Raw genomic sequence first — 25,715 nt, 5'->3', positions numbered from 1 at the left:
ACACGAAACCAATAAAATGATAAAAAATGAAGAAAATAGCATGGATGATAGTGGCTGCAGCACTCTTTGTGGGGTGCAAGGGTAAGGGTGTGCAACAGGCGCAGGGCGATGGTGAGGCCGACTCTACCGCTGCTATCACCGTGAAATATGCCACAGGGTTCAGCGTGAAGGATTCGGCCGGCGTGCGACTGGTGAATATCGGTGAAAAGTATCATTTTGCACTGATGAAATCGGATGCCGACGCGCCTGAGGGCTATACCAGGATTCAGGTGCCCATCACGCGCACCATCTGTATGACGGCACTGCAACTCTCGAATTTCACCGCCCTGGATGCCCACGATGTGGTGAAGGGTATCACCGGCACCAAGAACCTCTATAACCAGGATATCCTGCAACGCGTGAAGGAAGGCAAGATTGTAAAGATAGGTATGGAGGGTAATTTTGATACCGAAATAGTGCTTGCAGCAAATCCTCAGATAATCCTGATATCTCCTTCTAAACGTGGCGGTTATGATGCCATCAAGGAGACGGGTATCACACTAGTGCCCCATCTGGGCTATAAAGAGCTCGACCCACTGGGACAGGCTGAATGGATCAAGTTTGTGGGTATGCTGATAGGTAAGGAGCAGCAGGCCAACGAGGTGTTTGCCGGTATAGAGAGTCGGTATAACGCTCTGAAAGAGAAAACACAGAACGTGACAAAACGCCCCACCGTGCTGAGTGGTGAGATGCACTACGGCAACTGGCATGCGGTGGGCGGCAAGAACTATCTGGCTCAGATATTCCGCGATGCAGGAGCCGACTACGTGATCGACGATGAGGAGACCAGTGGCGAAGACTTGGAGTTTGAGAAGATGTACGCCATGGCGGCCAATGCCGACTACTGGCGCATCTTGAATAGTTATCCCGGTGAGTTCTCGTACGAGGCGCTGAAGGCATCTGAACCGCGCAACGAGCTCTTCAAGGCTTATAAGGAGAAAAAGGTGATCTACTGCAACATGAAGCAGACGGCCTATTACGAGATATCGCCCGTGAGGCCCGACGTGCTGCTGAAGGATTTTGTGGCTATCTTCCATCCAGAACTGGTGGAGTCTGATTATAAACCTACATTCTATCGCTTGCTGAAATGAAAGCACCGAAGTTCATAGCACTGTTGCTGGGTATCGCTGTGCTGGCGATTGTAAACCTGCTGCTGGGGTCGGTAGAGATTCCGGTGGGGGATGTGTGCCGCATTCTGGCTGGGGATATCTCCAACGAGATATGGACGAATATTATCTGGCAATCACGACTGCCACAGGTGATGACGGCTGTTGTGGCTGGTGCCGGACTGGCGGTGAGCGGACTGCAGATGCAGACGGTGTTCCGCAATCCGTTGGCAGGACCTTCGGTATTGGGTATCTCCAATGGTTCGGCGCTTGGTGTGGCTTTCGTGGTGCTACTGTCGGGTAGGATAGGTGGCGTGGCACTGAGCCGACTGGGTTATCTGGGCGATGCTGCCATGAGTGTGGCGGCTATCATCGGTGCCCTGGCGGTGATGATGCTCATCGTATGGCTCTCGCAGAAGGTGAAGGGAAATGTGACGCTGCTGATTATCGGTGTGATGATAGGTTATCTGGCCAATGCCATCATCGGTGTACTGAAGTTTCTCTCGCCCGAAGAGGATGTGAAGGCATTTGTGGTGTGGGGCTTAGGCTCGTTCTCGCGCGTATCGGGCGATGAAATGGTGCTGTTTGTGGTACTGATGTGTGTGCTGCTGCCGCTGGCCTGCCTGCTGGTGAAACCGATGAATCTGCTGCTTCTGGGCGATAGATATGCTGCCAATCTGGGACTGAACATCAAGCGTGCCCGACTGCTGGTGATTCTGAGCTCGGGTGTGCTGGTGGCCATCGTCACAGCTTATTGCGGACCTATCATGTTTATCGGATTGGCGGTGCCCCATCTGGCGCGCGCCTTGTTTGGCAGTAGCGATCACCGCGTGCTGATGCCTGCCACGATGTTTTGTGGGGCGGCCTTGGCGCTGGTATGCAATCTCATAGCCCGTATGCCTGGTTTCGAGGGTGCACTGCCCGTTAACTCCGTGACGGCACTGGTTGGTGCGCCGGTGATAGCGGTAGTATTGTTCCGTCGTCGGCAATCAGAAGAATAGTCAACTCGCCATTGGGCAGTAGCGGTTGACAATAAGCGGCGCAATGGCTGATGATGACGTCGGCAAAATCCTGTTGTTGTTCTAGGGAGAGTCTCTCCCATATCTCGCGTGCCAAGGTGATATCGCTGATGTCGATATCGCAATGGGCCTCGTGCAGCATCTCACTGATAAACGCCTTATCCATGGTGGCGCGTTTGCTATGCGTGTCGAGATGACCAGCCGCCAGTTTGACGGCTTTGCCTATCATCACGCCGAGTGTGATGCTGCGTATATCCAGTTCGTGGGCTATCTTGAGCGTCTCGCCAATATAGTTGCCATACTCCACAAACGCCTGTTGGGGCAGCTCGGGGTAGAGGGCCTTCACAAACCGCTCACTCTTTCCGCCGCTATTGATCACCACTCTTGCCGATTGAGACGCCTTAGCCACCGTCATACACTTACGGATACTATCCACAAACGCCTCCTCACTAAACGGCTTTACGATGCCCGAAACACCAATGATGGAGATGCCCCCTTCAATCCCCAATCGCGGATTAAAAGTCCTGCGCGCAATCTCAGCCCCCTGCGGCACACTAATCACAATCTTCAATCTTCCATCTTCCATCTTCAATCTTTCTAAGTTCTGGCGAATCATCTCCCGTGGGGCCTTGTTGATGGCAGCCTCGCCTGGGGGATAATCGAAGCCAGGCAGCGTAAACCTGCCAACACCTTCGCCACCAAGAATCTCAAAGTGATCGGATTCGGTGACCTGGGCCCTGACCTCGATGCCATTGGTAACATCCGGGTCGTCGCCGGCTTCTTTGATGCAGGCGGCATAGTCGTCGCCATAGCTCACTGCTACATGGATGGTCTCGCCGTTAGGCAGCATCACAGGCACTTCGGCAGGCATCTCGCCTGAAGTCAGTCGGATGCAGGCTGCCACCGCTGCTGCTGTGGCACAGGTGCCCGTGGTGAGTCCGCTATGCAGGGGATAGAACTCTGGCAGTAGCTTCTCTACCATTCTCCGTAGCCCGTAAGGACCGTCAACCACGATGAATGATTTGGGCTGTTCTGGGCGCTTGATGGCTATCACCCGCATGCCGCAGGCTTTGGCTGCTTCTACTTTTTCTGTAAATCCGCCTGATAAACCGCTTTCTTTCAATAAGATAGCGTCTGCTTGAACGGGTATATCGTTAGGGTCGTCGTAATAGCATAGCTGCGCTTGGGTGGCACCTTGTTTCAGAGCTAAGGCGATCGACGACGGTCGGTTGAGGATGCGATAAAAGATACTGATTCCATCGGCCTCGAGCGGTTTCAGTTTGCTGATGCTCTGCACGCCGGTGGTGGCGAGAAGGCTATGGATGTCGCGTGGTATCTGGGTGTAGTCGTCAATCCAGGTGATGGCAGGGTCGCATGGCGGGTATATGCGTTCAAAGCGTACTACGGGCAGCGAGAGTGCGCTGGCAGTCTTGGCAATGGTCTGGTGCAACAGTGCTGCAAAGGGGTGGGCGGCATCCACTATCATCCGGATGCCGTGCTCGGTGCAAAAGTGCATCATTGCTGCCTCATCGAGTGCGCCGTCTATGCGCACACCATGCTGCAGCGTGATGTCCTGCTCGCCGGTCTTTGTGCTGTAGAAGTAGGGCGAACCCCCTTCTTCCAGCACCTCCACGGCTTTGCGTCCCTCTGTTGTTCCACCAAATACCAGTATCATGCTTTGCCTTTTCGGAATAGATGAGTGAAGTTTTTTGAATAGAGTTCAGACAGTCCTTGACGGTTGTCGATGGCTTCGCCAACGACGAGCATTGTGGTGAGCGTCAAGTGGTTATCGTGAACTATCTGAGCTAAATCTTTAAGTACTCCGCGATAGATCTTCTGGTCGGGCCAGGTGAGGTGATAGCAGGCAGCCACGGGGGTGTCTGCAGGATATTCCTGCAGAAGTTCGCGCTGCACATCATCTACGATACTGGCTGAGAGGAAGATGCACATCGTGCTCTGACTCTTGGCCAACAGGTGCAACTGTTCTTTCTCGGGCATGGGTGTGCGTCCTTCGCCACGGGTCAGAATAATCGTCTGACAGCGCTCTGGAATCGTGAACTGACTCTGCAGTTCGGCTGCTGCCGCCAGGAACGAGCTGATGCCTGGGGTGATATGATACTCCATCTGGTGGGCATCAAAAAAGGCCATCTGTTCCTGAATGGCACCAAAGATACATGGGTCGCCTGTATGGAGGCGCACGATGAATTTGCCCTCGTCATAGAACTTCTTCATCAGCTCGCATTGTTCCTCGAGTGCCATATCAGCTGACGAACGAACTACTGCTCCTGGCTTGTGGCACTCCGTCAAAGCCTTTGGAACAAGTGAGCCTGCATAGAGTATCAAATCAGCCCTTTCGAGCATATTGCGGCCACGCACCGAAATCAGGTCGGGATTGCCCGGTCCGGCACCTACAATCTCTATGTGTCCTTTCTGCTCGCGCAGGTATTTGCGGTCGATGGCCAAGGCCGCCGTCCAGTTCTTGCCTTTTATCTTTGGGACAATCAGTTGTCCGTGATTAGACCCGAGAATGGCGGCTGCCTCGCAGACAGAGGGCGTTCCTACATGTTTCTCTACGGTAGGACTGGGATTGGGTACTTCTACCTTGGCCAACTCCTCGGCGGTGTAATAAACCACCTCGCTATTTGGTTCTTTTCTGAGCTCGGCGCAGAACTCCTCATCCCGCTTCACATCGATGGTGCAGAAGCGCTTGTAGCAAGGCATGATATCGTTGTCAGTGATAGCCTCGTCGATTTCTTCAAGGATGTGCTCGTTGTTGGCAGGATGACTAGCCAGACCAAATCCCAGTACGCCTACCTTTGGCACATAGCACACCTTGAGTACGCCTGGTGGGGTGTCGATGATGTAGGGCGTCACCTGGATTAGCAGTCTGAATCTTTTGGGGGTAACCTCATCTATGCTGTTGACGATGGTGACATGGTCGGGCAGGGTGCGCTCCAGGAAGTCGGTACCTGCGTCGCGGATATCCATGAGCAGTGCAGTGGGCTCGCGATTCACGAAAGCGCTGATGCACGCGTTGATATCGTCAAACCCCACCATATTCCAGTTGAACTGCTTGTCCAGCGTGTCGAGTGGCCACAATCCGGCATTGTCGCTCTGGGTGGTGATCACTTCGTGCGCACCAAGATGGGCGGCAATGTGGCGTGTCAGGTCGTTGGCGCCACCGATATGGCCGGAGAGAACGGAGATGACGTTGAGCCCGAAACTGTCGATGCAGACCACGGCCGGGTCGGTATGCTTGTCTTCGATGTAAGGGGCGATGGTGCGCACGCAAATGCCCATGGCACCGATGAAAACGAAGGCATCATAGGCTGCCCATTGGTTACCAACATCGGTTCGTTGGATGAGTTCGGCACCGAGTTCGCACTGCAACTGACTGGCGATTTCGCTGCCAGCATCACTAATCTGAATGATGGCTATTTTTTGCATGATAATATCTCTATGGGGTTATAATCATTTAACTGTATGCGTTGGGGTGGGAATTGCTGCAAACCGAGTTCGGCACAGGCTTCATCCCAGAGCTGATGACTGTCGGTGGTGACCTTCGGTGAGGTGACGCTATTGAATACAATGATACCGTTATCTGATATGACTGTCAGTAACTTAGCTATGATTTCTTTAAGTTTTCCTCCATGTCCGCCAATGAACACGGCATCGGGTTTTGGAAGGGTGGTCAAGTCTGTTTCAAGGAAGTCGCCTATATGGGTATGGATGCCTGGCGCGCCAAACTTCCGGGTGTTCTGCTGGATGATGGATTCGCACTCAGGACGAATCTCGAAAGCCTCTATTTGCAGGTGTGGGAACTGCAGTCGCGCCTCGATGCTGACGCTACCTGTGCAGAAGCCGATATCCCAGAGCACATGGCGACCGGTCAACTGGAGGGCCTGCAGCGTCAACAAGCGGATGGGCATCTTGGTGATCATTTTTTCGCGCCCGTCGAGGAGCGTGAAGGCAGCATCGGGAATGCCGAATGGTCGTGATGGCACTGCGCCACGGTGTTCCAGGATGATGCAATTAGGCATGGCAAAATCACGATGGATTGCCTCTTTCGGCGAAAGCGTAGAAAGGTGCTCTTCCGATGGATTGCCTAATTTCTCGCCTACGTGCATGATGAAATCGGTATATCCGTAGTCGGTCATGCGCTGGGCTATCGTGGCAGGTGTATGTTCGCGGTCGGTTAGGATACCTATCTTCGGTGCGCGCTCGATGAGTGCTCTGTCGAATTCTGCCCAGGGGCGCCCTGTGAGCGACACGATACGCATGTCGTGATAGGGCATCACCAATCGGTGGGCCAGCAACTGCAGCGAGTTGAAGGTAGGATAGACGATGATTTCAGCATCTGGCATCTTCCTACGAATCGTATTCGCAAACCCAAAGAACAGCGGATCTCCAGAAGCAAAGACGATGATTTCTGTTGAGTGTCTAGTGTTCTCGCTTTGCGAGCGACCAAAGGTCGAGTGGAGTGATGCATGTTGAGAGTACTTATCAAATACGGCATCGAGCGGTACAGTGATGTCTATCCATTCGGCATCTGCAGGTAGCAGCGGGGCTACAATCTCATGGTGGCGCTTGCCGCCAGAAAACACCTTTCCATCGCGTATGATGGCCATCACCTCAGGGGGAAAATAGGGGTTGGGGTTGTCTGTGATACCAATGACGATGAATTTCATAGGATGCTGGGTATTTGATAAAGGTGCGTGTAGCTGGCCAGTACGTTGTGATATCTGAATACGGGCGTTGGTACAGGCTCACCTTTAGCGTTATAGACTTGGGTGATACTCTCAGGGGGATCGCCGATGAATTGCGTGTAATGGAATTCGTGCCCTCGATAGGTCTTGCCATCGAGGGTGAACTGGCGGTAGCCTAAGGACAGCTTGCGATCAGCTTTGCGGGCAGTGATCGAGTAGGGCAGTACACCGCACATGGGGTAGCTGTCATCGTCGGTAATGATGGCTTGACAGAGGTACATCATACCGCCACATTCAGCAACAATCCTGCCGCCATCCTCCGCAAATTTTTTGATAGCATGCAGACAAGCCTGATTGGCTGTCAAAGCCTCCAAATGCTTCTCAGGATAACCGCCTGGCAGATAGAGCAGGTCGATGCCATCAAAAGTTGGCACATCTTTCTCAGGATCGAAGAAAATGACGTCGCCAAACTGGTCTAAAGTTTCCTGATAGATGAACGAAAAACTTTCATGATTCCTGGCTATAAGCGTTTTCGTTTCCAGATGCTGGAACTCGCAGTTTCTTGTTTTGGACTCTACCTCGTCAAGGAGCGTGGTAGTGAGACTTTTGAGAGATGGAAGGTCGATATTCTCCTCTAAAAGGGCAGTCAGCTGGTCTGACTCGGGTAGCTGAGAGAAATCGAGCCCCAGATAGCGTGAATTTTGCTCCAGGTCGGGCGATTTAGGCAGGTAGCCCAGGCACTTGACATGGAGCTCATCGCACACTTCGCGCAGCATGTTGAAGTGGCGCTGCGAACCAACTTTGTTAAATATTATACCGGCGATATAAACGTCGCCGCGGAAGTGGATAAAGCCCGATAAGAGGGCTGCCATCGAGTAGGCTGCCGACTTGGCATCGACCACCAGAATCACGGGAATATCAAGCACGCGGGCGATGTCGTACGACGAACCCAGTTCGCGATCGTAGCCATCATAAAGGCCCATCATACCTTCGACGATACAGATGTCAGCATCAGCCCCGTAGTGCGCAAATAGCGCGCGTACGTGTGCGGGCGTAGTCATAAAGGTATCGAGATTGACCGACGGGTGCCAACAGACAGCTGTGTGGAATTTAGTGTCGATATAATCGGGCCCGCACTTGAAGGGCTGCACCCGGTAACCGTTCTGGGTGAACCACTGCATCAGGCCTCGGGCAATGGTTGTCTTGCCTGAGCCACTGGTGGGTGCTGCTATCATAAACGCTGTCTTGTTCGGCATCTTCTGAAGTTGATTTGGGTGCAAATATATAAATTTTCTGCTAAATATGTGTGGTTAACCGAAAAAAGTTGTACCTTTGTCGCCAAAATAAGGTCATCTGGTGGCCGATGCCACTACGATGAAAAGGGAATACGGTGAGAATCCGTAACTGTACCTGCAGCTGTAATCCTCGCAAAAAGGGTTTGCCTGTATAACGCCACTGAGCCACAGGCTCGGGAAGGTAAGGCAGACTGAGGAAAGTCAGAAGACCTGCCGAATGTCAATTGAAGATTGACAATTTAACTTTAGACCGTTCAGGAGTTAGCGGTTGTGATAATTTGAAAGTAATGAAACTAGAGAAGCAATTGGCAATAGGCCTGAGTTTGCTTGCTATTGGTGTAAATGCCCAGACGGACATTTGGCGTGCTGATAGTTTGCAGGAGGTGGTGGTGACAGGTACTGGTACGCAGCACCTGCTGAAAGATGCGCCCGTGCAGACCGAAGTAATCAGTCGCCGGCAGTTGCAGCAGTATGCCGGCAAGAGTATCGAGGATATCCTGTCGGGACTGACGGCATCGTTCGATTTCAGCGAGAACGATATGAGTAGCAGACTGCAGATGAATGGTCTGGGCAACGCGTATGTGCTGATACTGATAGACGGTAGGCGCCTGCATGGTGATAATGGTGGCGAGAACGACCTGAGTCTTATCGACCCGCACAACATCGAGAAAATAGAAATCGTGAAAGGGGCCTCGAGTGCCCTCTATGGCAGTGATGCGATAGCAGGTGTGATCAATATCATCACCCGCAAGCATCGCGAACAGGGCGTGATGGTGGAGAACACCACGCGCGTGGGCTCTTATGGCGACATCAGGCAGCATAACGGCGTGGCGCTCAACTATGGTAAACTGTCGAGCTACACCAACTTCCAATTGCAGCACTCCGACGGTTGGCAGAACACCGCCGAGGAAGCTATCCAACAAACGGAATACCACATCACCGACTCGCGCAACAAGACGGTGAACCGGCATACCAACTGGCAGATAGCTGAGCGACTGACTTATCAGCTCACGCCTGCCATCGAACTCTATGCCGACGGTAGCATCTACTGGAAGCGCATCTATCGCCCCTGCGGTCATCATCCCGGTGTGGACGTGAAGACATGGGATCTGCAGTACAACAATGCGTCGGCGTCGGTTGGTGGTAAGTGGAAGCTGAACAAGACCGACGTGATTACGCTGGATGCCGACTGGAAGAAGCATGCCTATAACTACGCCTATACCGATACCACGCTGACGGATGGCTATGTGAACGGCCGTTTTACCAATTATTTCCCTTACTTCCCCGGTGATAAGGAACTGCAGAGCGACCAACGACTGACTAACATCTCGCTGAAAGGAATCTTTGCGTTGCCCTATGAGCAGCAGTTGAGTGCCGGACTGGAGTATCGCTACGACTGGTTGAAAGCGCCGATGCGTGTGGCTGGCGGAAAAGCGACTGACAATACCGAAGCACTGTATGTGCAGGACGAGTGGGCACTGCTGGATCCACTCTACATCACAGGCGGTTTGCGACTGACCCGCAATGAGGGATTCGGCACCCGACTGACACCCAAACTGTCAGCCATGCTGAAGTTGGGCGACCTGCGACTGCGAGCCACCTGGAGTCAGGGTTACAAGACACCTACGCCTAAGGAGTTGCACTATCAGTATATCAAGAATATGAATGGTGTGTATCTCTACCTGGGCAATGAAGACCTGAAGGCACAGACCTCGAATTATTTCGGTGCCAGCGTGGAATATACCATCGGGCACCTGACGCTGACCTTGGCGCCTTATATTAATAAGGTGGACCGCATGATCACGCTGGTGACCATACCTACCAAGCAGGCTCCGGGCGAACTGATTACGAAATACGACCCCATCCGTGTGCGTCAATATCAGAATATGGAAGATGCCAAGACCTATGGCGTGGATTTCACCGTGCGCTATCAGGGTAAGCACTTCACCGCTGGTGGTAGCTACAGCTATCTGGACACCGAAGCCAACCAGTATGACACTGAGAACGACGTGATGCAGAAGGTGACCATCGACGGTATGGCGCATCACAAGGCCAACGTATATGCCACCTGGAACCATCAGTTCTCAAAGAAATACCAGTTGGGCGTGGGTATCTACGGACGCTTGAGCAGTAAGCGCTACTATCAGATAGACGGCGACGGCAAGGGTTATCAATTGTGGCGACTCTCAACCAATCATCAGATAGGCCGACTGCTGAAAGTGGATGCCGGTATCGACAACATCTTTGATTTCGTGGACCGCACGCCTCACGGACTGCATTTGGGCACCACCTCGCCAGGCAGAACTATCTATGCCTCGCTCACGCTGAGATTCAATCAAGGTAAGAAACTATCAAATAAGTATAAGTCTAATTTTAATTACAACAACAATGAAACAGATTAAGTTTTTGATGCTGGCCATGCTGACAGTAGTGGGCAGCGCACTGTTTACAGCTTGCGACAGCGATGATGACAACAAATCAACACAGTCGAACTATGACAGGTATCAGCAGGCTGTGAACCAGACTGTGAATGCACAGAAGAAGAGTGACAAGGTGATCCTGCTGGTAGCCTTCGGCTCTACCTGGGAGCAGGCTTACGATACCTTTGATAAGGTGGTGGATGACTACAAGGCTCAGTTCGGTGGATGGGATGTATATCTCTCATTCTCTTCGGCCATCTGTATCAACAATGCCCGTGCGGGTGAGAATGTGGATCCAAAGGACTACTACGACCCAGAGCACTGGCTCACTGCTATCGGTCTGGCTGGTTACAAGCAGGTGGTGGTACAGTCGCTGCAGGTAATCCCTGGTGAAGAGTATCGCCGTGTGCGCGACAGCTATGTGAAGGACTTCATGAACAACCGTAATGGCGACTTCACTGATGCTTACATGAAGAGTCTGGACCGCCAGGTGGTTGTAGGTACCCCACTGATGGCTGAGGAGAGCGACGCCAAGACACTGGCTACCACACTGAACAACGAGGCTGACGTGAAGGCCGCTGTGGCTCAGGGCATCGTGGCTTTCATGGGTCATGGAAATCCAGAGGGTTACGACTACTATGGTGGTAACGTGCGCTACCTGCAGCTGGAGAACTACCTGCGTGACATCAATACCAACTACTATGTAGGTACTGTGGATATGGAGGATACTTATGTAGATAATGTGCTAGAGCATGTGGCTGGTGGCGACTTTGACATCGCTGTAGGTGACGTGACCGTGAGCATGAGCTATGCTGCCAACGGTGCTAAGAAGGCTCAGCTCTATCCGCTGATGAGTATCGCCGGTGACCACGCTCATAACGACATGGCTGACCCCGATGATGACGAGAGCTGGTTCTCTATGTTTAATGCTGCAGGCATTGAGACTGCTGCCTATGAGACCAACTACACTGAGGCTTGCTGGAAGAAGTATAAGAGCGGCGAGGAGTATATCCCCGGACTGGCTGAGCGTAGTGCCGTGCGCAAGTTGTGGATGAACCACACCCGTGAGGCTATCGCCAAGTTGGGCACCGACGACGCCCTCTCGACTCCTACAACAGCTGCCGAATAATTAAGATTAGTTTTGTTAAATGAGAATTAAATATTTCTCTTTCCTGGTGGTACTCCTTTCGGGGAGTACCGCCTTTTCACAAATTCATAAGACGGACTCGAATGCTGTCCGTCGTTCTTACAACCTTAATCCAATTGTGGTTACCGGTTCTGGTCATCACCAGCGCCTGAAATCAACAGCCACACCTGTGAGGGTGCTCTCCAGTCAGGAGATGCGTGAACAAGGTATCACGACCTTCGACGGCGCACTCACACGTATGATGCCTCAGGCATCGATGGCTCCCAGCAGCATGGGGAGCTTCCTCAGACTGAACGGACTTGGCAATAAATATATCCTGATTCTGATAAACGGTCAGAAACTATCGGGCGACATCTCAAACAATGTGGATCTGAATCGTATCAACATGTCGCGCGTGAAACGTATCGAGGTGCTGGATGGAGCTGCCTCATCACTCTATGGTAGCGATGCCATCGCAGGCGTTATCAATATCATCACCGATCAGCCCACACAGGAAATGATGAGCGTCACCAGCGACACGCGTGTGTCGGGGCATGGCGTGCTCACCGAGTCGGTTGGGCTCGACATCTTTAAGAATGGCTTCGGCTCCTATACCTCGTTCATGCATGATAGGGCCGACAGTTATCGTAACAACGACCTGGAACTGGTGAAAGGTTCCGACACAGAAACTCAGGCGTCGATAGCCCCGCTGTTCACCGGCTATCGCTCTGATATCATCGGACAGAAATTTACTTATACCCCCAATAAGCATTTGGCGCTGAATGCGGGTATAGACTATTCATATAAGATAACCGATCGCCCAGAAACACGCAGCGATATCACTGGCGGTACCGACTACGAGATGCGATACAAAGGACTGCGATGGAACGTGGGCGGAATCTATAAGTTTACGGCCAAGAACTCGATTCAGGCCGATTTCGTGGTGGACCGTTTCCGTTATGGCAAGGAGTATGATGTGGCCACGAAGACCAATGCCATTGGCGACTACGTGCAGTCGAAGAAGCAGCGCATGATGGAGGGACAGTTGAAAACTATCTTAGGACTGACGGCTCACTCAACCACCATCTTCGGTGCCGACTGGCGCAAGGAGAATCTCAATGCCACCAGCGGTAATATCGACAGTCATGTGTATTCGCTCGCTGCCTATGCCCAGCACGAGATGACGCTGCTGAAGAACCTGACGGCGACACTGGGATTGCGACTGACGCATCATGAGACGTTTGACCAGCATCTCACACCAAAAGCCACACTGATGTATGCACCGGGAAACTTCAGATTCCGAGCTACTTACTCAGCCGGTTTCCGTGCACCTGGGCTCGATGAACTCTACTACCACTATTTCTCAGTGAATCGTGGTAAGGCACAGATCAGCTTTGGCAATCAGGACCTGAAGCCTGAGAAGAGCAATTACTTCGCACTGAATGCTGAATATCGCACACAGGCTCTGGCTGTGAGTGTGACGGGCTATCTGAACCGTATCAACGATATGGTGGTGAAACAGAATGTGGATGTGGATGATGCCAGTAGGCAGATGCTCATGACAGAATTCCCGGAGATGACACAGGACCAGGCCGACAAAATGGTGAGCTACGCCCTGTATCAGAACAGTGATAAAGGCGACGTGAAGGGTGTGCAGATGAATGTGTCGGCTAATCTCTTCAGTGGTTTCAACCTCTCAGCCAACTATGTCTATACGTATGCCCGCACCCATAGTGGTGAGGTGTGGACGGTGCTGGAGCGCAGTATGCGCCACGCTGCTACGGTGGCAGCCAACTACCATCATGCCTGGGGAAAATATGCACTCACCGTGAACCTGAATGGACGATTGCAGTCGAAGACTTATTATACGGGCAGTTATGAAGATGCGCCTGGTTTCGGTTTGTGGAACCTGCATACCACGCATGCCTTTGATGTGGCCAAGTGGGCTTATCTGGAGCCTAGCATCGGTGTAGATAATCTCTTCGATAAGGTTGACCGTCGCTTAGACTCTTCTACGCGCAAGTATGCGCTATACACACCAGGACGCATGCTAGTGGTAGGACTGAAAGTAAAATTCAAAAACTAAGAGAATATGGGAAAGATTATCGTAGCTGGCATTGGTCCTGGTTCGCAGCAGGACATCACACCTGCAGTGCTCGAGGCAGTGCGACAGGCCGACGTGATAGTGGGCTATCTGTATTACTTCCAGTTTATCATGCCTTATGTAAAGGCCGACTGTGAGTGTATCGATACGGGCATGAAGAAGGAACGACAGCGCGCTGAACAGGCTTTTGAACTGGCCGAACAGGATAAGACGGTTGTGGTGATCTCTTCGGGTGATGCCGGCATCTACGGTATGACGCCCTTGATCTATGAGATGCGCCGCGAACGTGGCTCGGATATCGAAATCGTGTCGCTGCCGGGCATATCCGCCTTCCAGAAGGCTGCCTCACTGTTGGGTGCGCCTATCGGGCATGATATGTGTATCATCTCGATGAGCGACCTGATGACGCCTTGGGAGGTGATAGAACGTCGCATAGTGGCGGCTGCGATGGGTGACTTTGTGACGGCGGTCTATAATCCCAAATCGCATGGGCGCTATTGGCAGCTGTATCGCTTGCAAGAGATATTCCTGCAGCATCGTTCGGCTGAAACACCTGTGGGCTATGTGCGCCAGGCAGGTCGCGACGACGAGGTGGTGAAGTTGACGACTCTCGGCGCTTTCGACCCTGAGGATGTGGATATGTTTACCGTCATCATCATCGGTAATTCCCAGTCCTATATAGCTGACGGCCGACTGATTACGCCACGCGGTTACTACCGTGAGGTGGTGGCTGAAGGCGAGAAAGTGGGGCAGAACATCATGATAACCTCATTCCGCACCATCACAAAGGAACTGAAACGACAGGACTATCCGCTCGACCATAAATGGGCACTGCTGCATGCCATCCATACTACAGCCGACTTTGATATGGAGAATATCCTGTATTCTGACGAAGGGGCTGTAGAAACGCTCTATCAGAAGGTGAAGGATGGCACACTGAAGACGATCATCAGCGATGTGACGATGGTGACCAGTGGTATCCGCAAGGGGGCGGTAGAGCGACTGGGTCTTGAGGTGAAATGTTATCTCTCAGACCCACGTGCTACTGAGATGGCTGAGCGCTTGGGTATCACGCGTACGCAGGCTGGCATTCGTCTGGCTGTGGAGGAGCATCCTGATGCACTGTTTGCTTTTGGCAATGCACCAACAGCGCTTATGGAACTGTGTGAACTGGTGCGCAAAGGCAAAGCGCATCCAGCCGGTATCATCGCGGCACCTGTGGGGTTTGTGCATGTGTGCGAGTCGAAACACATGGTGAAACCTTTCCGCGATATTCCCAAACTGATAGTGGAAGGACGTAAAGGCGGTAGCAATCTGGCTGCGACACTCTGTAATGCGATTCTGACTTTTGATGATGCTGCACAACTAAAACCTGGTCGCGACTTATGAAGAAGTTACACCCCCTGATGTTCGTTGGTACAGGCAGTGATGTGGGTAAGAGCATCCTAGCTGCAGCCTTCTGTCGCATCTTCCGTCAGGATGGATATGCGCCAGCGCCTTTTAAAGCACAGAATATGGCGCTTAACTCTTATGCCACACCCGACGGTTTCGAGATAGGGCGTGCACAGGCTGTACAGGCTGAGGCGGCTGGCATCCCTTGTGAGACGGATATGAATCCGCTACTTCTTAAGCCCAGTTCTGACAATACGTCGCAAGTGGTGCTGCATGGCAAGCCTTTGGGCAACAAGCATGCCTACGACTACTGGCGGCGGGGCTGTTCCGATATCGATTACCGACAGGAAGTATGCGGAGCCTTCGATCGCTTGGCGGCTCGCTATAATCCCATCGTGATGGAGGGCGCTGGCAGTATCTCAGAAATCAATTTGCGTGCGACCGACTTGGTGAATCTGCCGATGGCACGCCATGCGCAGGCGGATGTGATACTGGTGGGTGACATTGATAGAGGTGGTGTGTTTGCATCGGTCTATGGCAGTATTGCGCTGCAGACACCTGAGGATAGAAAACTCATCAAGGGTATTATCATCAATAAGTTTCGTGGTGATATGCGTCTTTTCGACGAGGGGCGACGGATGCTCGAGGATCTGTGTGGGATACCTGTGTTAGGCGTGGTGCCATACTATAAGGATATCTATATCGACGAGGAGGATTCGGTGGCGCTGGAGCAGAAGCGCCGGCAGTTGATAGCTGGTAAGGTGAACGTGGCAGTGGTGCTGTTGCGACATATCTCCAATTATACCGATTTTGACACCCTGGAGCGTCATCCGCGTGTGAACCTGTTTTATACCAATAATATCTCGGATCTGGAGCAGGCTGATATCATCATTCTGCCTGGCACGAAATCAACCCTCGACGACCTGTTGGAGTTGCGTCGGAACGGTTGTGCACAGACTATCATGCGCGCCCATCGCGATGGTAAGATGGTGATAGGTATCTGTGGTGGTTATCAGATGCTGGGACTTTCGGTGGATGATCCTGATGGTGTGGAAGGTTCGATAGCCAGTCTGCCTGGTCTTGGACTGCTGCCCATCCACACCACCATGAGTGCAGAGAAGACCACCCGTCAGGTGAGTTTCCAGTTTAATGGTCAGACCTGTCAGGGTTACGAGATTCATCAGGGCGTGAGTGATACCGATGAGATGATCATGCAGACGGATCATTGTATTGGTACATATATTCACGGTTTCCTCGACAATCAGTCGGTTATCGACTATCTGTTGGGTACTAAGCAGACTGTCACAGCGCAGGATGCCGATTCTTTTAAGAACGAGCAGTATAATAAGTTGGCAGCCCACGTGCGCCAGCATGTTGATATACAGCGTATTTATGAGATAATGAGTCATGATTAATCCGATAGCATTATTGATAGGTTGGCTACTCGATTTGATATTCGGCGACCCAGTGAGGTTGCCGCATCCAATCGTGTGGTTTGGTCGGATGATTGCCTTTGGTGAGAAGCATCTGAATCGCGGTCCTCATCGCCAACTGAAAGGTGCTGTAATGGCCGTATCCCTGATAGTCGGCGTCTTCACCATCACATGCCTCATCCATTCATACCTCTCAGTTCTCAGTTCTCAGTTCTCACTTATCTTCGATGTCCTCATCGTATTCTATTGCTTAGCTGGCACCACGCTGATACGTGAGGTGCGCCAGGTGTTTCTGGCCTTAGACCGTTCACTGGACGAGGGTAGGGCGCAGGTGGCCCGTATTGTGGGTCGCGACACCTCGGAACTGTCGGCACAGGAGGTACGTACGGCAGCACTCGAGACTTTGGCCGAGAACCTGAGCGACGGTGTGATAGCACCCCTGTTCTGGTTGATGTTATTGGGCACACCTGGTATGCTGGCTTATAAGATGGTGAACACACTCGACTCGATGATTGGCTACCATACCGAACGCTACCTGCAGTTTGGCTGCTGGGCTGCCCGTATCGATGATGTAGCCAACTACATCCCCGCGCGCTTAACTGCGTTACTGATGGTTATTTGGTGCCCAAAGTGCCTCGGTTTCGTGCGCAAATACGGTTGCTGTCATGCTTCACCAAATAGCGGTTATCCTGAGGCTGCATTAGCCAGCATTCTGAATTGCAGGTTTGGTGGACCACATAAGTATTTCGGCGAAGTATTCGATAAACCTTATATTGGTGATAACGATCGCGAGTTGACTACAGCAGATATGAAAACAGCTGTACGAGTAAATCGCACAGCTGAAATCATCATGGTTGTTATCGTGTTAGCAAGTAGTCTTATTAGCCTACTTTAATCTCGATAGTCTTACTCAGTTTTCTGCTCTTATCAGTTACCTTCAAGATGGCTGTTCCTGGCTGTTTAGCACCACGAACAATAACTACCAACTGACCTTTAAACAGCTTCATGGTTGGCTCTTTAAATGGCTCTAAGCTGGTGGCATCGCCATTACAAACTGCCTCGAAGGTACCTGCACCAGTCACCTCGAAAGTAAGCTGATCGTCGGCCTCTGGAATCATGATGCCATTCTTATCAGTAAGTGATACAGTAACGAAGGCTAAATCGTCGCCATCGGCCTTCAGACATGGGGCATCGTGCTGTGTCCAAACATCACAAGCGATGGCTGATGGTTTGCCAGCTGTACGGATGGTCTGCTCGCCTGCCTTGTTGCCTTGGGCGTCGTAAACCACCACTTTTACCTCGCCTGGCTTGTAAACCACATTGTTCCAACGCAGACGATAACGGTCCAAACGCTCGGCTGGATTCTTAGTTACCTTACCCTGACTCTTACCATTTACAAAGAGTTCGCCTGCAGGATAATCGGTGTAGCAATAAACTGGTGTTACCTTGCCAACGCGTTCCTTGCCAAAGCTCCAGTGAGGCAGCAGATGGATAGTATGCTGATTCTTGTTCCACTTAGAACGATACAGGAAATAACGATCCTTAGGCAGACCGGCCAAATCGCAGATGCCGAAATAGCTGCTGCGCGAGGGCCAATACTCATCATAAGGAGTGGGCTCGCCCAGGTAGTCGTAGCCTGTCCACACAAACTCGCCAATCACCCAAGGCAGGTCGTCCTGCATCACCCAGTCGTCGTCGGGCAGATTACTCCATGAGCAATGCTCCACATCATAAGCCGAACACTGTCCGTCTTCGTTCAGTACGGCACCAGGAATATAACCAGGCGACCATGAGGCATACTGCGAGTTGTCCTTAATCTCGACAGGGAACTTATATACGCCGCGACTGCTGACGGTTGAAGCCGTTTCGGAACCTAACAGGAATCCCTGGGGCAGCTTATCGTAATACAGTTTATATTTAGGCAGTCGGTAGTTGTAACCTGGAACATCCATCACAGCAGCAAAACCATAGTTCACGGCTTCGTCTACACGGTCCATACCCTGTGTAACTGGGCGTGAAGGATCGAGCTGATGGCACAGGTCCTGCAGGGCTTTGGCCATCTTGGGGCCTGCTACTTTATTGCCCTGCTCAGGGATTTCGTTACCGATACTCCACATCACTATACTGGGGTGATTGCGATTGGCCAGTACCAGATTGGTAATGTCCTTCTCCCACCACTCATCAAAGAAACGGGCATAACCATTCTTACACTTAGGATATTTCCACATGTCGAAGCTCTCGGCCATCACCATCATACCCAACGAATCGCAAACATCCATCTGCATCTGACTGGGCATATTGTGCGATGTACGAATTGCATCGCAACCCATCGCCTTCATCATCTTGATCTGTCGGATAAGTGCACTCTTGTTGATGGCGGCACCCAACGGACCAAGGTCGTGATGCAAGCAAACACCCTTAATTTTGCGCGATACGCCATTAAGCTGGAAACCACCATCCTTTGAGCATTTGATGGTACGGATACCAAACTTCTGTGTTACTTCATCAAGCAGTTCGCCACTCTGCGAGTATTTGATGCGAGCAGTATATAAATAAGGTGACTCAGGGCTCCACAGCTGGGGCTGATTAACGGTTATAGCCATTTGTGCAATGCCTTCGTTGTTCAGGTCGTCACTACTGCCGCTTGCTACTACTTTACCAGTAGCATCGCAAATCTCCACATCGAATTTTAAACCACCATCCAGCGCACTGCCGATACCCACGTTTACATCAAGTACAGCCTGGTTGGCACTCAGTTCGCGGGTGCGGATATAAGTTTTCCAAGGATCAATCCATCCATATTTTGTAAGTACCAGTTTTACAGGACGGTAGATACCAGCGCCAGGATACCAGCGACTGCTCTCTTCTACATTCTGCAGATCAACCTCCAGCAGGTTGTCGCCTGTTTGTATAAATGGGGTGATATTCACGCGGAAGGTATTGTAGCCGTAGGCCCAATAGCCGGCCTGCATGCCGTTGATGCTTACGGTAGGTTCGGACATAGCCCCATCGAACACCAGCATTGCATGCTTGTAACCTTCTGGGATAGTGATGGTTCGCTTATAATGTCCTTCGCCAATCCAGGGTAGGGCACCCGAACGTCCACTCTTTTCGGTTGCTTCGGTTTCGCCATTCTGTTCGATAGCCACCTTCTGCAAGTCCCATTTCTTATCAAACGGTCCTGCAATAGCCCAATCGTGAGGCACACAAACGGTTTGCCAATCGGATTTGTTTTGTGAGAAGAGCCAGTTATCGCTCAATGTGATTTCCTGTCGCTGTTGGGCAAACACCAATAACGGGGCTGCCAACAGCATTGTAATTAGTCCCTTTTTCATTTCAATTTGTTATTAGTAATCATTATTTTGCTGCAAATTTACTAATAATTTTCCGAAATAGTTGGCTATTTGATAGTTTATTTGTATTTTTGCGGCTAAATTTCGGATTTTAAAAGTAAATAGGTATATGAAACACCAGTTACGCAGCGCAGTCTGCACAGAAGGACGTAGAATGGCTGGAGCCCGCGCATTGTGGGTAGCCACGGGTATGAAACACGAGCAGTTTGGCAAACCCATTATTGCCATTGTGAACTCGTTTACCCAGTTTGTGCCCGGTCATACACATCTTCACGAGATTGGTCAGATTGTGCGCGAGGAAATCGAAAAGATGGGCTGCTATGCTGCCGAATTCAATACGATTGCTATCGACGACGGTATTGCAATGGGTCACGATGGTATGCTATACTCACTGCCCAGCCGTGATATTATTGCCGACAGCGTAGAGTATATGGTAAACGCCCATAAGGCCGATGCCATGATTTGCATATCAAACTGTGATAAGGTTACACCTGGTATGCTGATGGCCTCAATGCGACTGAATATTCCTACGGTGTTTTGTAGTGGTGGCCCGATGGAGGCTGGTAAATGGCGCGGCGAGAATGCCGACCTGATTACCGCCATGATTAAAGGTGCCGACCCAAGTGTGACCGACGACGAAATCAAGGAGATAGAACAGTGTGCTTGTCCTGGTTGCGGTAGCTGCTCGGGTATGTTTACAGCCAACTCGATGAACTCGCTTACTGAGGCCATCGGACTGTCGCTGCCTGGTAATGGTACCATTTTGGCAACTCACACCAATCGTATCGAACTGTTCAAGGCTGCTGCCCGTCAGGTGGTAAAGAACGCCTTTGCTTACTACGAGGATGGCGACGAGAGCGTATTGCCACGCAATATTGCTACCCGCAAGGCCTTTATGAATGCGATGGCTCTGGATATCGCTATGGGTGGTAGTACCAATACGGTGCTGCACTTGTTGGCTGTAGCTCAGGAAGCTGGTGCCGACTTCACCATGAAGGATATCGACGCTCTGAGCCGCAAGGTTCCCTGCTTGTGTAAGCTGGCTCCTAACACCCAGAAGTACTCGGTACAGGAGTGCGGTCGTGCAGGTGGTATTCTTGGTATTCTGAACGAGCTGAATAAAGGTGGATTGATTGATGGCACAGCCCCACGTGTGGATGGCTTGACACTCAACGAGGCCATGCAGAAATATAGTATTGTGGATGGTGCTGTAGATGCCGAAGCTAATCGCATTTATCAGACGGCTCCTGGCAATCGCTTCTCAACCAAGATGGGATCGCAGAGCGAAGAGTGGGGCACACTTGATACCGACCGCGAAAACGGTTGTATCCGCGACTTGGCCCATGCTTACACCAAGGATGGCGGACTGGCCGTACTGTTTGGTAACATTGCCCAGGACGGTTGCGTAGTTAAGACCGCTGGTGTAGATGAGAGTCTGTGGCACTTCGAGGGCCCTGCTGTGGTGTTCGACTCACAAGAGGATGCCTGCGAGGGCATTTTGGGTGGCAAGGTAAAGAGTGGCGACTGCGTGGTGATTACCCACGAGGGACCAAAGGGAGGTCCTGGTATGCAGGAGATGCTGTATCCTACCAGCTATATTAAGAGCATGCACCTGGGTAAGGAGTGTGCGCTGATTACCGATGGTCGTTTCTCGGGTGGTACATCAGGTTTGAGTATCGGTCATATCTCACCCGAGGCTGCCAATGGTGGTAACATCGGCAAAGTAAAGGATGGCGATATCATCGTGATTGATATCCCCAGTCGTTCTATCTGCGTAAAACTGAGCGACGACGAACTGGCAGCACGCCCACAGCAGCCACTTAAGCGTAACCGCGTGGTTAGCAAGGCATTGCGCGCCTACGCCCAGAGCGTATCGAGTGCCGATAAAGGCGGTGTTAGAATAATCGACTAAATGGTCAATGATCAATGTACAATGAATTATGAAGGATAGAATAACAGGTGCAAAGGCGCTGATGAGGGCGTTGAAGGCCGAGGGTGTAAAAACCATTTTTGGTTATCCCGGCGGTTCGATCATGCCTACCTACGATGCGCTCTTTGATTATACACGAGGCGAAAAGAAATGTTTCGACCATATATTGGTGCGCCACGAACAAGGTGCAACCCATGCCGCTGAGGGCTATGCCCGCGTTAGTGGCGAGGTAGGTGTAGTTTTGGTAACCAGCGGTCCTGGTGTAACCAATACGTTAACAGGTATAGCCGATGCCATGATGGACTCTACACCTATCGTGGTGATTGCCGGTCAGGTGCCAACAGGCGCTCTGGGTACTGACTTCTTCCAGGAGGTAGATTTGGTTGGCGTATCGCAGCCTATCTCAAAGTGGAGCTACCAGATTCGTCATGCCGAAGATGTTGCCTGGGCTGTAAGTCGTGCTTTCTATATTGCCCGTACGGGTCGTCCTGGTCCTGTGGTACTCGATTTTACCAAGAACGCACAGGTAGAGGAGATCGACTGGGAGCCCATGAAGTGCGACTTCATTCGTTCGTATGTACCTTATCCAAAGCTGGATAACGAGGCTGTACGCAAGGCTGCCGAACTAATTAATAATGCCAAGAAACCTTTGGCTCTTGTTGGTCAGGGTGTAGAGCTGGGTAATGCACAGAAAGAGCTGCAGGCATTCCTCGAAAAGGCTGATATCCCTGCTGGTCGTACCATGTTAGGCCTCTCGGCATTGCCATCAAACCATCCACTCAATGTGGGTATGCTGGGTATGCACGGTAACTATGCTGTGAACCTGAAGGAGCAGGAGTGCGATGTGCTGATTGCTATCGGTATGCGTTTCAGCGATCGCGTAACTGGTAATCTGAAAACCTACGCCAAACAGGCCAAGATTATTCACTTGGATATCGATCGTAGCGAGATAGATAAGAACGTAAAGACCGACGTAGCTGTAGTAGCTGATTGTAAGGAATCGTTACCTGCTATCACAGCGCTGATTGAGGCCAACGACCATCAGAAGTGGCGCGACTCGTTTAAGGAGCTAGACGCTATGGAGCGCGAAAAGGTCATCGAGCCCGCCATCCATCCAACCGAAGGTCCGCTGAAGATGGGCGAGGTAGTAAACGTGGTAGCCGAGATGTCTCCAGACGATACCGTTCTTGTTACGGATGTTGGTCAGAACCAGCTGTTTGCAACCCGTTACTTTAAGTATCACCACAAGCGCAGTTTGTGTACCAGCGGTGGCTTGGGAACTATGGGCTACGGTTTGCCCGCAGCCATCGGTGCTACCTTTGCCGACCCTAACCGTACGGTATGCTGCTTTATGGGCGATGGCGGATTCCAGATGTGTATTCAGGAACTGGGCACCATCATGGAGCAGCAGAAGCCTGTAAAGATGATTGTGATGAACAATCACTACCTGGGTAACGTACGCCAGTGGCAGGATATGTTCTGGATGCGCCGTAAATCGTTCACCAAGATGATGAACCCTAACTACGAGCTCATTGCCAAAGGTTATGGTATTAACTATGCGGCAGCAGTCGATCGTAAGGATCTGCCCGGCCTTGTAAAGAAGATGCTTACTACCGATGGCCCATTCCTGCTGGAGTGCGCCATCCTCGAGGAGGATAATGTTCTGCCAATGACACCTCCAGGTATGGACGTTGACAAAATGCAGCTTGAGATTTAATGGTTTTGATAATTATGGAAAATAAGAAGAAATTATATACACTGCTGGTTTACTCGGAGAATGTGGCTGGTATTCTGAATCAGATTACAGCTGTGTTCACCCGTCGCCAGGTAAATATCGAGAGCTTGAATGTATCGGCATCAAGTATTCCTGGCGTACATAAGTACACCATCACTGCTTGGAGCAACGAAGATCAGATAGTAAAGATTACCCGTCAGATTGAGAAGAAGATAGATGTGGTAAAGGCCAACTTCTTTACCGACGAACAGCTGTTTATCCGTGAATCGGGTCTTTACAAGCTGTCAACCCCGATGGTGCTCGAGAATCCTGAGATATCGCGTACTATCCGCAGGTTCCAGGCCAGCATGATCGAGGTGAATCCCACCTATACCATTGTACAGATGCATGGTGTAACCGAGGATATTATTTCGTTGTTCCGCGCCCTCGACACGTTTGGTTGCGTGCTACAGTACACCCGTAGCGGACGTATTGCCGTAACCCGTGGTATGCAGGAGCAGGTTAGTGAATTCTTAGAGTCGAGACAGGAGAATGGATAAAGTAGGAAAATATGAATTTTTAGCAGAGCCCTTTCACTGCGACTTTTCGCAGCGATTGTTTATGGGCCATATGGGCAATCACATGCTGAATGCAGCCGATTATCACTCGTCGGCACGTGGTTTTGGCATGAAATATCTCATGACCATCAAGCGTTCGTGGGTACTCTCACGACTGGCCATCGAGATGGACGAGATGCCACAGATGTACACTAAGTTTAATGTTGAGACATGGGTTGAGAGTGCTATGCGTTTCTTTACCAGTCGTAACTTCCGTGTAGTAGGCGAGGATGGAAAGGTATATGGCTACGGACGCAGTATCTGGGCCATGATTGATACCGAAACCCGCCAGCCAACCGATATCTTTGCGATTGACAACGGTGCCATCAACAACTGGATTGTAGATGACAAGGAATGCCCCATTGATAAAGGCGGTCGTGTAAAGATGGACGATAGCGCCCAGCTGGTTGGTACAGTAGAAACCAAATATAACGATGTAGATATCAATGGGCATATCAATTCCGTGAAGTACATCGAGCATGTGCTCGACTTATGGGATTTGGATTGGTATCGTGAGCATCAGATTAAACGTTTCGAAATAGCTTACGTAGCCGAGGCCCATCAGGGTGATACGCTCTCGTTCTACCGCATGCAGACAGGCGAGAACGAATATTGCATCCGCATCTGCAAAGATGGCGATACCGAATGTTGCCGAAGCAAGGTAATATTTAAGTAAAAAACAAAAAGGTTAGCAACTCGCTAACCTTTTTTGTTGTGATTCGGTTGGGGCTCGAACCCAAGACCTACTGCTTAGAAGGCAGTTGCTCTATCCAGCTGAGCTACCGAACCAGCCTTGTTTGACTTCTTTTTAAGAAATCGGCTGCAAAGGTAGTTATTTTTTTCGAACCTACCAAACTTTTCCTTGAAATCTTTGCAAAGTTTATTTGGATGTTACTTCTTTGCAGGCTTCCAGTTGCCGAAGATGATGCGACCGTAAGGCGAATTCCTGGATACCTGCACACCTACATAGCTTGAGAAACCACCTACATAAAAATCCTGATAGTTATAAGTAACGCTGTCGATCTCTACGCTCTTGCAGCTGTCGTTACCAGCCTCGATGCTCTTAGCACGCTCTTCGAACGAACGATAAACAGAGTCGGGGATACCCTTGTAGAAGTACACAATCAGAGTATCGCGGAACTGTCCACCTTCCAGATATTCGCCTGGTTTGTGCTCCTTAATGCGGAACTCCGGGAACTTCAGTCCCGTATCTCTGCTCACTTTGGCGGCCGTATCATAGATACCTTTACGATTCTCCGGATTGGCCATATGGTTTCGCGCTCCCTGAGCGCCTGCAATTGACGTAACAGTGATGGCTAATAGAATAATAAAAATACAAAGCGCAATAACTGCGTAACCCAATAAAAGATATTTCTTTTTCATGCCCCAAATAGGTTATTAGTTGATAAATACGATGCAAAAATACTAAAAAATCTGTAGTTTGCAAACATTTTAAGCATT

The 25,715-nt window shown here is 51.0% G+C and carries 18 protein-coding genes, 1 tRNA gene and 1 riboswitch; of the genes, 12 read left to right on the top strand and 7 right to left on the bottom strand.

The genetic code is table 11. The features are described 5' to 3' along the window. The first annotated feature begins 26 nt into the window (after positions 1–26). Both T499_RS0111560 and T499_RS0111555 read left to right on the top strand, forming a co-directional pair. Entirely contained in the window at positions 27–1,130 is a 1,104-nt protein-coding gene (locus T499_RS0111560) for an ABC transporter substrate-binding protein (RefSeq protein WP_033151101.1), read from the top strand. After that, a complete protein-coding gene (locus T499_RS0111555; RefSeq protein WP_033151100.1) occupies positions 1,127–2,146 on the top strand; it encodes an iron ABC transporter permease in 1,020 nt (339 codons plus the stop codon). The genes T499_RS0111560 and T499_RS0111555 overlap by 4 nt, the downstream gene beginning before the upstream one ends. Here T499_RS0111555 and cbiD read toward each other — a convergent pair. From cbiD to T499_RS0111535, 4 genes are read right to left on the bottom strand one after another with little or no spacing between them, the layout of a single operon-like run. Continuing rightward, positions 2,070–3,839: a cobalt-precorrin-5B (C(1))-methyltransferase CbiD gene (cbiD, locus tag T499_RS0111550; RefSeq protein ID WP_033151099.1), complete on the bottom strand. Its 1,770-nt coding sequence runs from the start codon at positions 3,837–3,839 to the stop codon at positions 2,070–2,072. The genes T499_RS0111555 and cbiD overlap by 77 nt on opposite strands. Further along, complete coding sequence (cobM, locus tag T499_RS0111545; protein WP_033151098.1) at positions 3,836–5,611, bottom strand: precorrin-4 C(11)-methyltransferase; 1,776 nt, start codon at positions 5,609–5,611, stop codon at positions 3,836–3,838. Before cobM ends, cbiD begins: the two co-directional genes overlap by 4 nt. After that, on the bottom strand, positions 5,599–6,852 hold the full coding sequence (locus T499_RS0111540; RefSeq protein ID WP_033151097.1) for a bifunctional cobalt-precorrin-7 (C(5))-methyltransferase/cobalt-precorrin-6B (C(15))-methyltransferase: 1,254 nt from the start codon (positions 6,850–6,852) through the stop codon (positions 5,599–5,601). Before T499_RS0111540 ends, cobM begins: the two co-directional genes overlap by 13 nt. Beyond that, a complete protein-coding gene (locus tag T499_RS0111535; RefSeq protein ID WP_033151096.1) occupies positions 6,849–8,126 on the bottom strand; it encodes a cobyrinate a,c-diamide synthase in 1,278 nt (425 codons plus the stop codon). Before T499_RS0111535 ends, T499_RS0111540 begins: the two co-directional genes overlap by 4 nt. Before the next feature lie 81 nt (positions 8,127–8,207). Beyond that, a riboswitch (cobalamin riboswitch) is annotated at positions 8,208–8,398 on the top strand. A gap of 54 nt (positions 8,399–8,452) precedes the next feature. On the opposite strand from T499_RS0111535, the gene T499_RS0111530 reads away from it, so the two are divergent. From T499_RS0111530 to cbiB, 6 genes are read left to right on the top strand one after another with little or no spacing between them, the layout of a single operon-like run. Continuing rightward, a complete protein-coding gene (locus T499_RS0111530) occupies positions 8,453–10,567 on the top strand; it encodes a TonB-dependent receptor plug domain-containing protein (protein WP_033151095.1) in 2,115 nt (704 codons plus the stop codon). After that, complete coding sequence (locus T499_RS0111525; RefSeq protein WP_052173685.1) at positions 10,554–11,714, top strand: sirohydrochlorin cobaltochelatase; 1,161 nt, start codon at positions 10,554–10,556, stop codon at positions 11,712–11,714. The genes T499_RS0111530 and T499_RS0111525 overlap by 14 nt, the downstream gene beginning before the upstream one ends. 19 nt (positions 11,715–11,733) lie before the next feature. Beyond that, positions 11,734–13,797, top strand: coding sequence for a TonB-dependent receptor plug domain-containing protein (locus T499_RS0111520; protein ID WP_033151094.1), 2,064 nt, complete (start codon positions 11,734–11,736; stop codon positions 13,795–13,797). Positions 13,798–13,803: 6 nt separating this feature from the next. Further along, the gene (gene cobJ, locus T499_RS0111515) at positions 13,804–15,204 is read left to right on the top strand and encodes a precorrin-3B C(17)-methyltransferase (RefSeq protein WP_033151093.1); all 1,401 of its coding nucleotides are present in this window, start codon (positions 13,804–13,806) and stop codon (positions 15,202–15,204) included. Beyond that, entirely contained in the window at positions 15,201–16,622 is a 1,422-nt protein-coding gene (locus T499_RS0111510; RefSeq protein ID WP_033151092.1) for a cobyric acid synthase, read from the top strand. The genes cobJ and T499_RS0111510 overlap by 4 nt, the downstream gene beginning before the upstream one ends. Next, entirely contained in the window at positions 16,615–17,535 is a 921-nt protein-coding gene (cbiB, locus tag T499_RS0111505) for an adenosylcobinamide-phosphate synthase CbiB (RefSeq protein WP_033151091.1), read from the top strand. The genes T499_RS0111510 and cbiB overlap by 8 nt, the downstream gene beginning before the upstream one ends. Here the strand turns inward: cbiB and T499_RS0111500 are convergent. Then, a complete protein-coding gene (locus tag T499_RS0111500) occupies positions 17,522–19,975 on the bottom strand; it encodes a glycoside hydrolase family 2 TIM barrel-domain containing protein (protein WP_033151090.1) in 2,454 nt (817 codons plus the stop codon). The genes cbiB and T499_RS0111500 overlap by 14 nt on opposite strands. A gap of 127 nt (positions 19,976–20,102) precedes the next feature. Here T499_RS0111500 and ilvD point away from each other — a divergent pair, with 127 nt between their 5' ends. From ilvD to T499_RS0111480, 4 genes are read left to right on the top strand one after another with little or no spacing between them, the layout of a single operon-like run. Further along, positions 20,103–21,905, top strand: coding sequence for a dihydroxy-acid dehydratase (gene ilvD / locus T499_RS0111495; protein ID WP_033151089.1), 1,803 nt, complete (start codon positions 20,103–20,105; stop codon positions 21,903–21,905). Between the two features lie 25 nt (positions 21,906–21,930). After that, complete coding sequence (gene ilvB / locus T499_RS0111490) at positions 21,931–23,640, top strand: biosynthetic-type acetolactate synthase large subunit (RefSeq protein WP_033151088.1); 1,710 nt, start codon at positions 21,931–21,933, stop codon at positions 23,638–23,640. A 14-nt stretch (positions 23,641–23,654) separates the two neighbouring features. Further along, positions 23,655–24,197 carry an acetolactate synthase small subunit gene (gene ilvN, locus T499_RS0111485; protein WP_013063605.1) on the top strand — a complete coding sequence of 181 codons (543 nt, stop codon included), beginning with the start codon at positions 23,655–23,657 and terminating at the stop codon, positions 24,195–24,197. After that, entirely contained in the window at positions 24,190–24,930 is a 741-nt protein-coding gene (locus tag T499_RS0111480) for an acyl-[acyl-carrier-protein] thioesterase (protein ID WP_013064244.1), read from the top strand. Before ilvN ends, T499_RS0111480 begins: the two co-directional genes overlap by 8 nt. Before the next feature lie 39 nt (positions 24,931–24,969). On the opposite strand, the gene T499_RS0111475 is transcribed toward T499_RS0111480, so the two are convergent. Together T499_RS0111475 and T499_RS0111470 are read right to left on the bottom strand one after the other, a co-directional pair. Then, positions 24,970–25,043 (bottom strand) — tRNA-Arg (locus T499_RS0111475). 102 nt (positions 25,044–25,145) lie between these two features. Beyond that, positions 25,146–25,523 (bottom strand): hypothetical protein, encoded by a 378-nt coding sequence (locus T499_RS0111470; RefSeq protein ID WP_033151087.1) that lies wholly within the window; start codon positions 25,521–25,523, stop codon positions 25,146–25,148. Positions 25,524–25,715 lie beyond the last annotated feature (192 nt).

It is taken from the genome of Prevotella sp. RM4, assembly GCF_000701965.1.
GTDB classification, from domain to species: domain Bacteria; phylum Bacteroidota; class Bacteroidia; order Bacteroidales; family Bacteroidaceae; genus Prevotella; species Prevotella ruminicola.
Note: the sequence above shows the minus strand (reverse complement) of the source record. Positions and strands in the feature narration are given on the sequence as shown.

Excerpts from the sequence above, each read along its gene's own strand:
- T499_RS0111560 (WP_033151101.1), top strand. The coding sequence starts at position 27 with ATGAAGAAAATAGCATGGATGATAGTGGCTGCAGCACTCTTTGTGGGG.
- T499_RS0111555 (WP_033151100.1), top strand. The coding sequence starts at position 1,127 with ATGAAAGCACCGAAGTTCATAGCACTGTTGCTGGGTATCGCTGTGCTG.
- cbiD (WP_033151099.1), bottom strand. The coding sequence starts at position 3,839 with ATGATACTGGTATTTGGTGGAACAACAGAGGGACGCAAAGCCGTGGAG.
- cobM (WP_033151098.1), bottom strand. The coding sequence starts at position 5,611 with ATGCAAAAAATAGCCATCATTCAGATTAGTGATGCTGGCAGCGAAATC.
- T499_RS0111540 (WP_033151097.1), bottom strand. The coding sequence starts at position 6,852 with ATGAAATTCATCGTCATTGGTATCACAGACAACCCCAACCCCTATTTT.
- T499_RS0111535 (WP_033151096.1), bottom strand. The coding sequence starts at position 8,126 with ATGCCGAACAAGACAGCGTTTATGATAGCAGCACCCACCAGTGGCTCA.
- T499_RS0111530 (WP_033151095.1), top strand. The coding sequence starts at position 8,453 with ATGAAACTAGAGAAGCAATTGGCAATAGGCCTGAGTTTGCTTGCTATT.
- T499_RS0111525 (WP_052173685.1), top strand. The coding sequence starts at position 10,554 with ATGAAACAGATTAAGTTTTTGATGCTGGCCATGCTGACAGTAGTGGGC.
- T499_RS0111520 (WP_033151094.1), top strand. The coding sequence starts at position 11,734 with ATGAGAATTAAATATTTCTCTTTCCTGGTGGTACTCCTTTCGGGGAGT.
- cobJ (WP_033151093.1), top strand. The coding sequence starts at position 13,804 with ATGGGAAAGATTATCGTAGCTGGCATTGGTCCTGGTTCGCAGCAGGAC.
- T499_RS0111510 (WP_033151092.1), top strand. The coding sequence starts at position 15,201 with ATGAAGAAGTTACACCCCCTGATGTTCGTTGGTACAGGCAGTGATGTG.
- cbiB (WP_033151091.1), top strand. The coding sequence starts at position 16,615 with ATGATTAATCCGATAGCATTATTGATAGGTTGGCTACTCGATTTGATA.
- T499_RS0111500 (WP_033151090.1), bottom strand. The coding sequence starts at position 19,975 with ATGAAAAAGGGACTAATTACAATGCTGTTGGCAGCCCCGTTATTGGTG.
- ilvD (WP_033151089.1), top strand. The coding sequence starts at position 20,103 with ATGAAACACCAGTTACGCAGCGCAGTCTGCACAGAAGGACGTAGAATG.
- ilvN (WP_013063605.1), top strand. The coding sequence starts at position 23,655 with ATGGAAAATAAGAAGAAATTATATACACTGCTGGTTTACTCGGAGAAT.
- T499_RS0111480 (WP_013064244.1), top strand. The coding sequence starts at position 24,190 with ATGGATAAAGTAGGAAAATATGAATTTTTAGCAGAGCCCTTTCACTGC.
- T499_RS0111470 (WP_033151087.1), bottom strand. The coding sequence starts at position 25,523 with ATGGCCAATCCGGAGAATCGTAAAGGTATCTATGATACGGCCGCCAAA.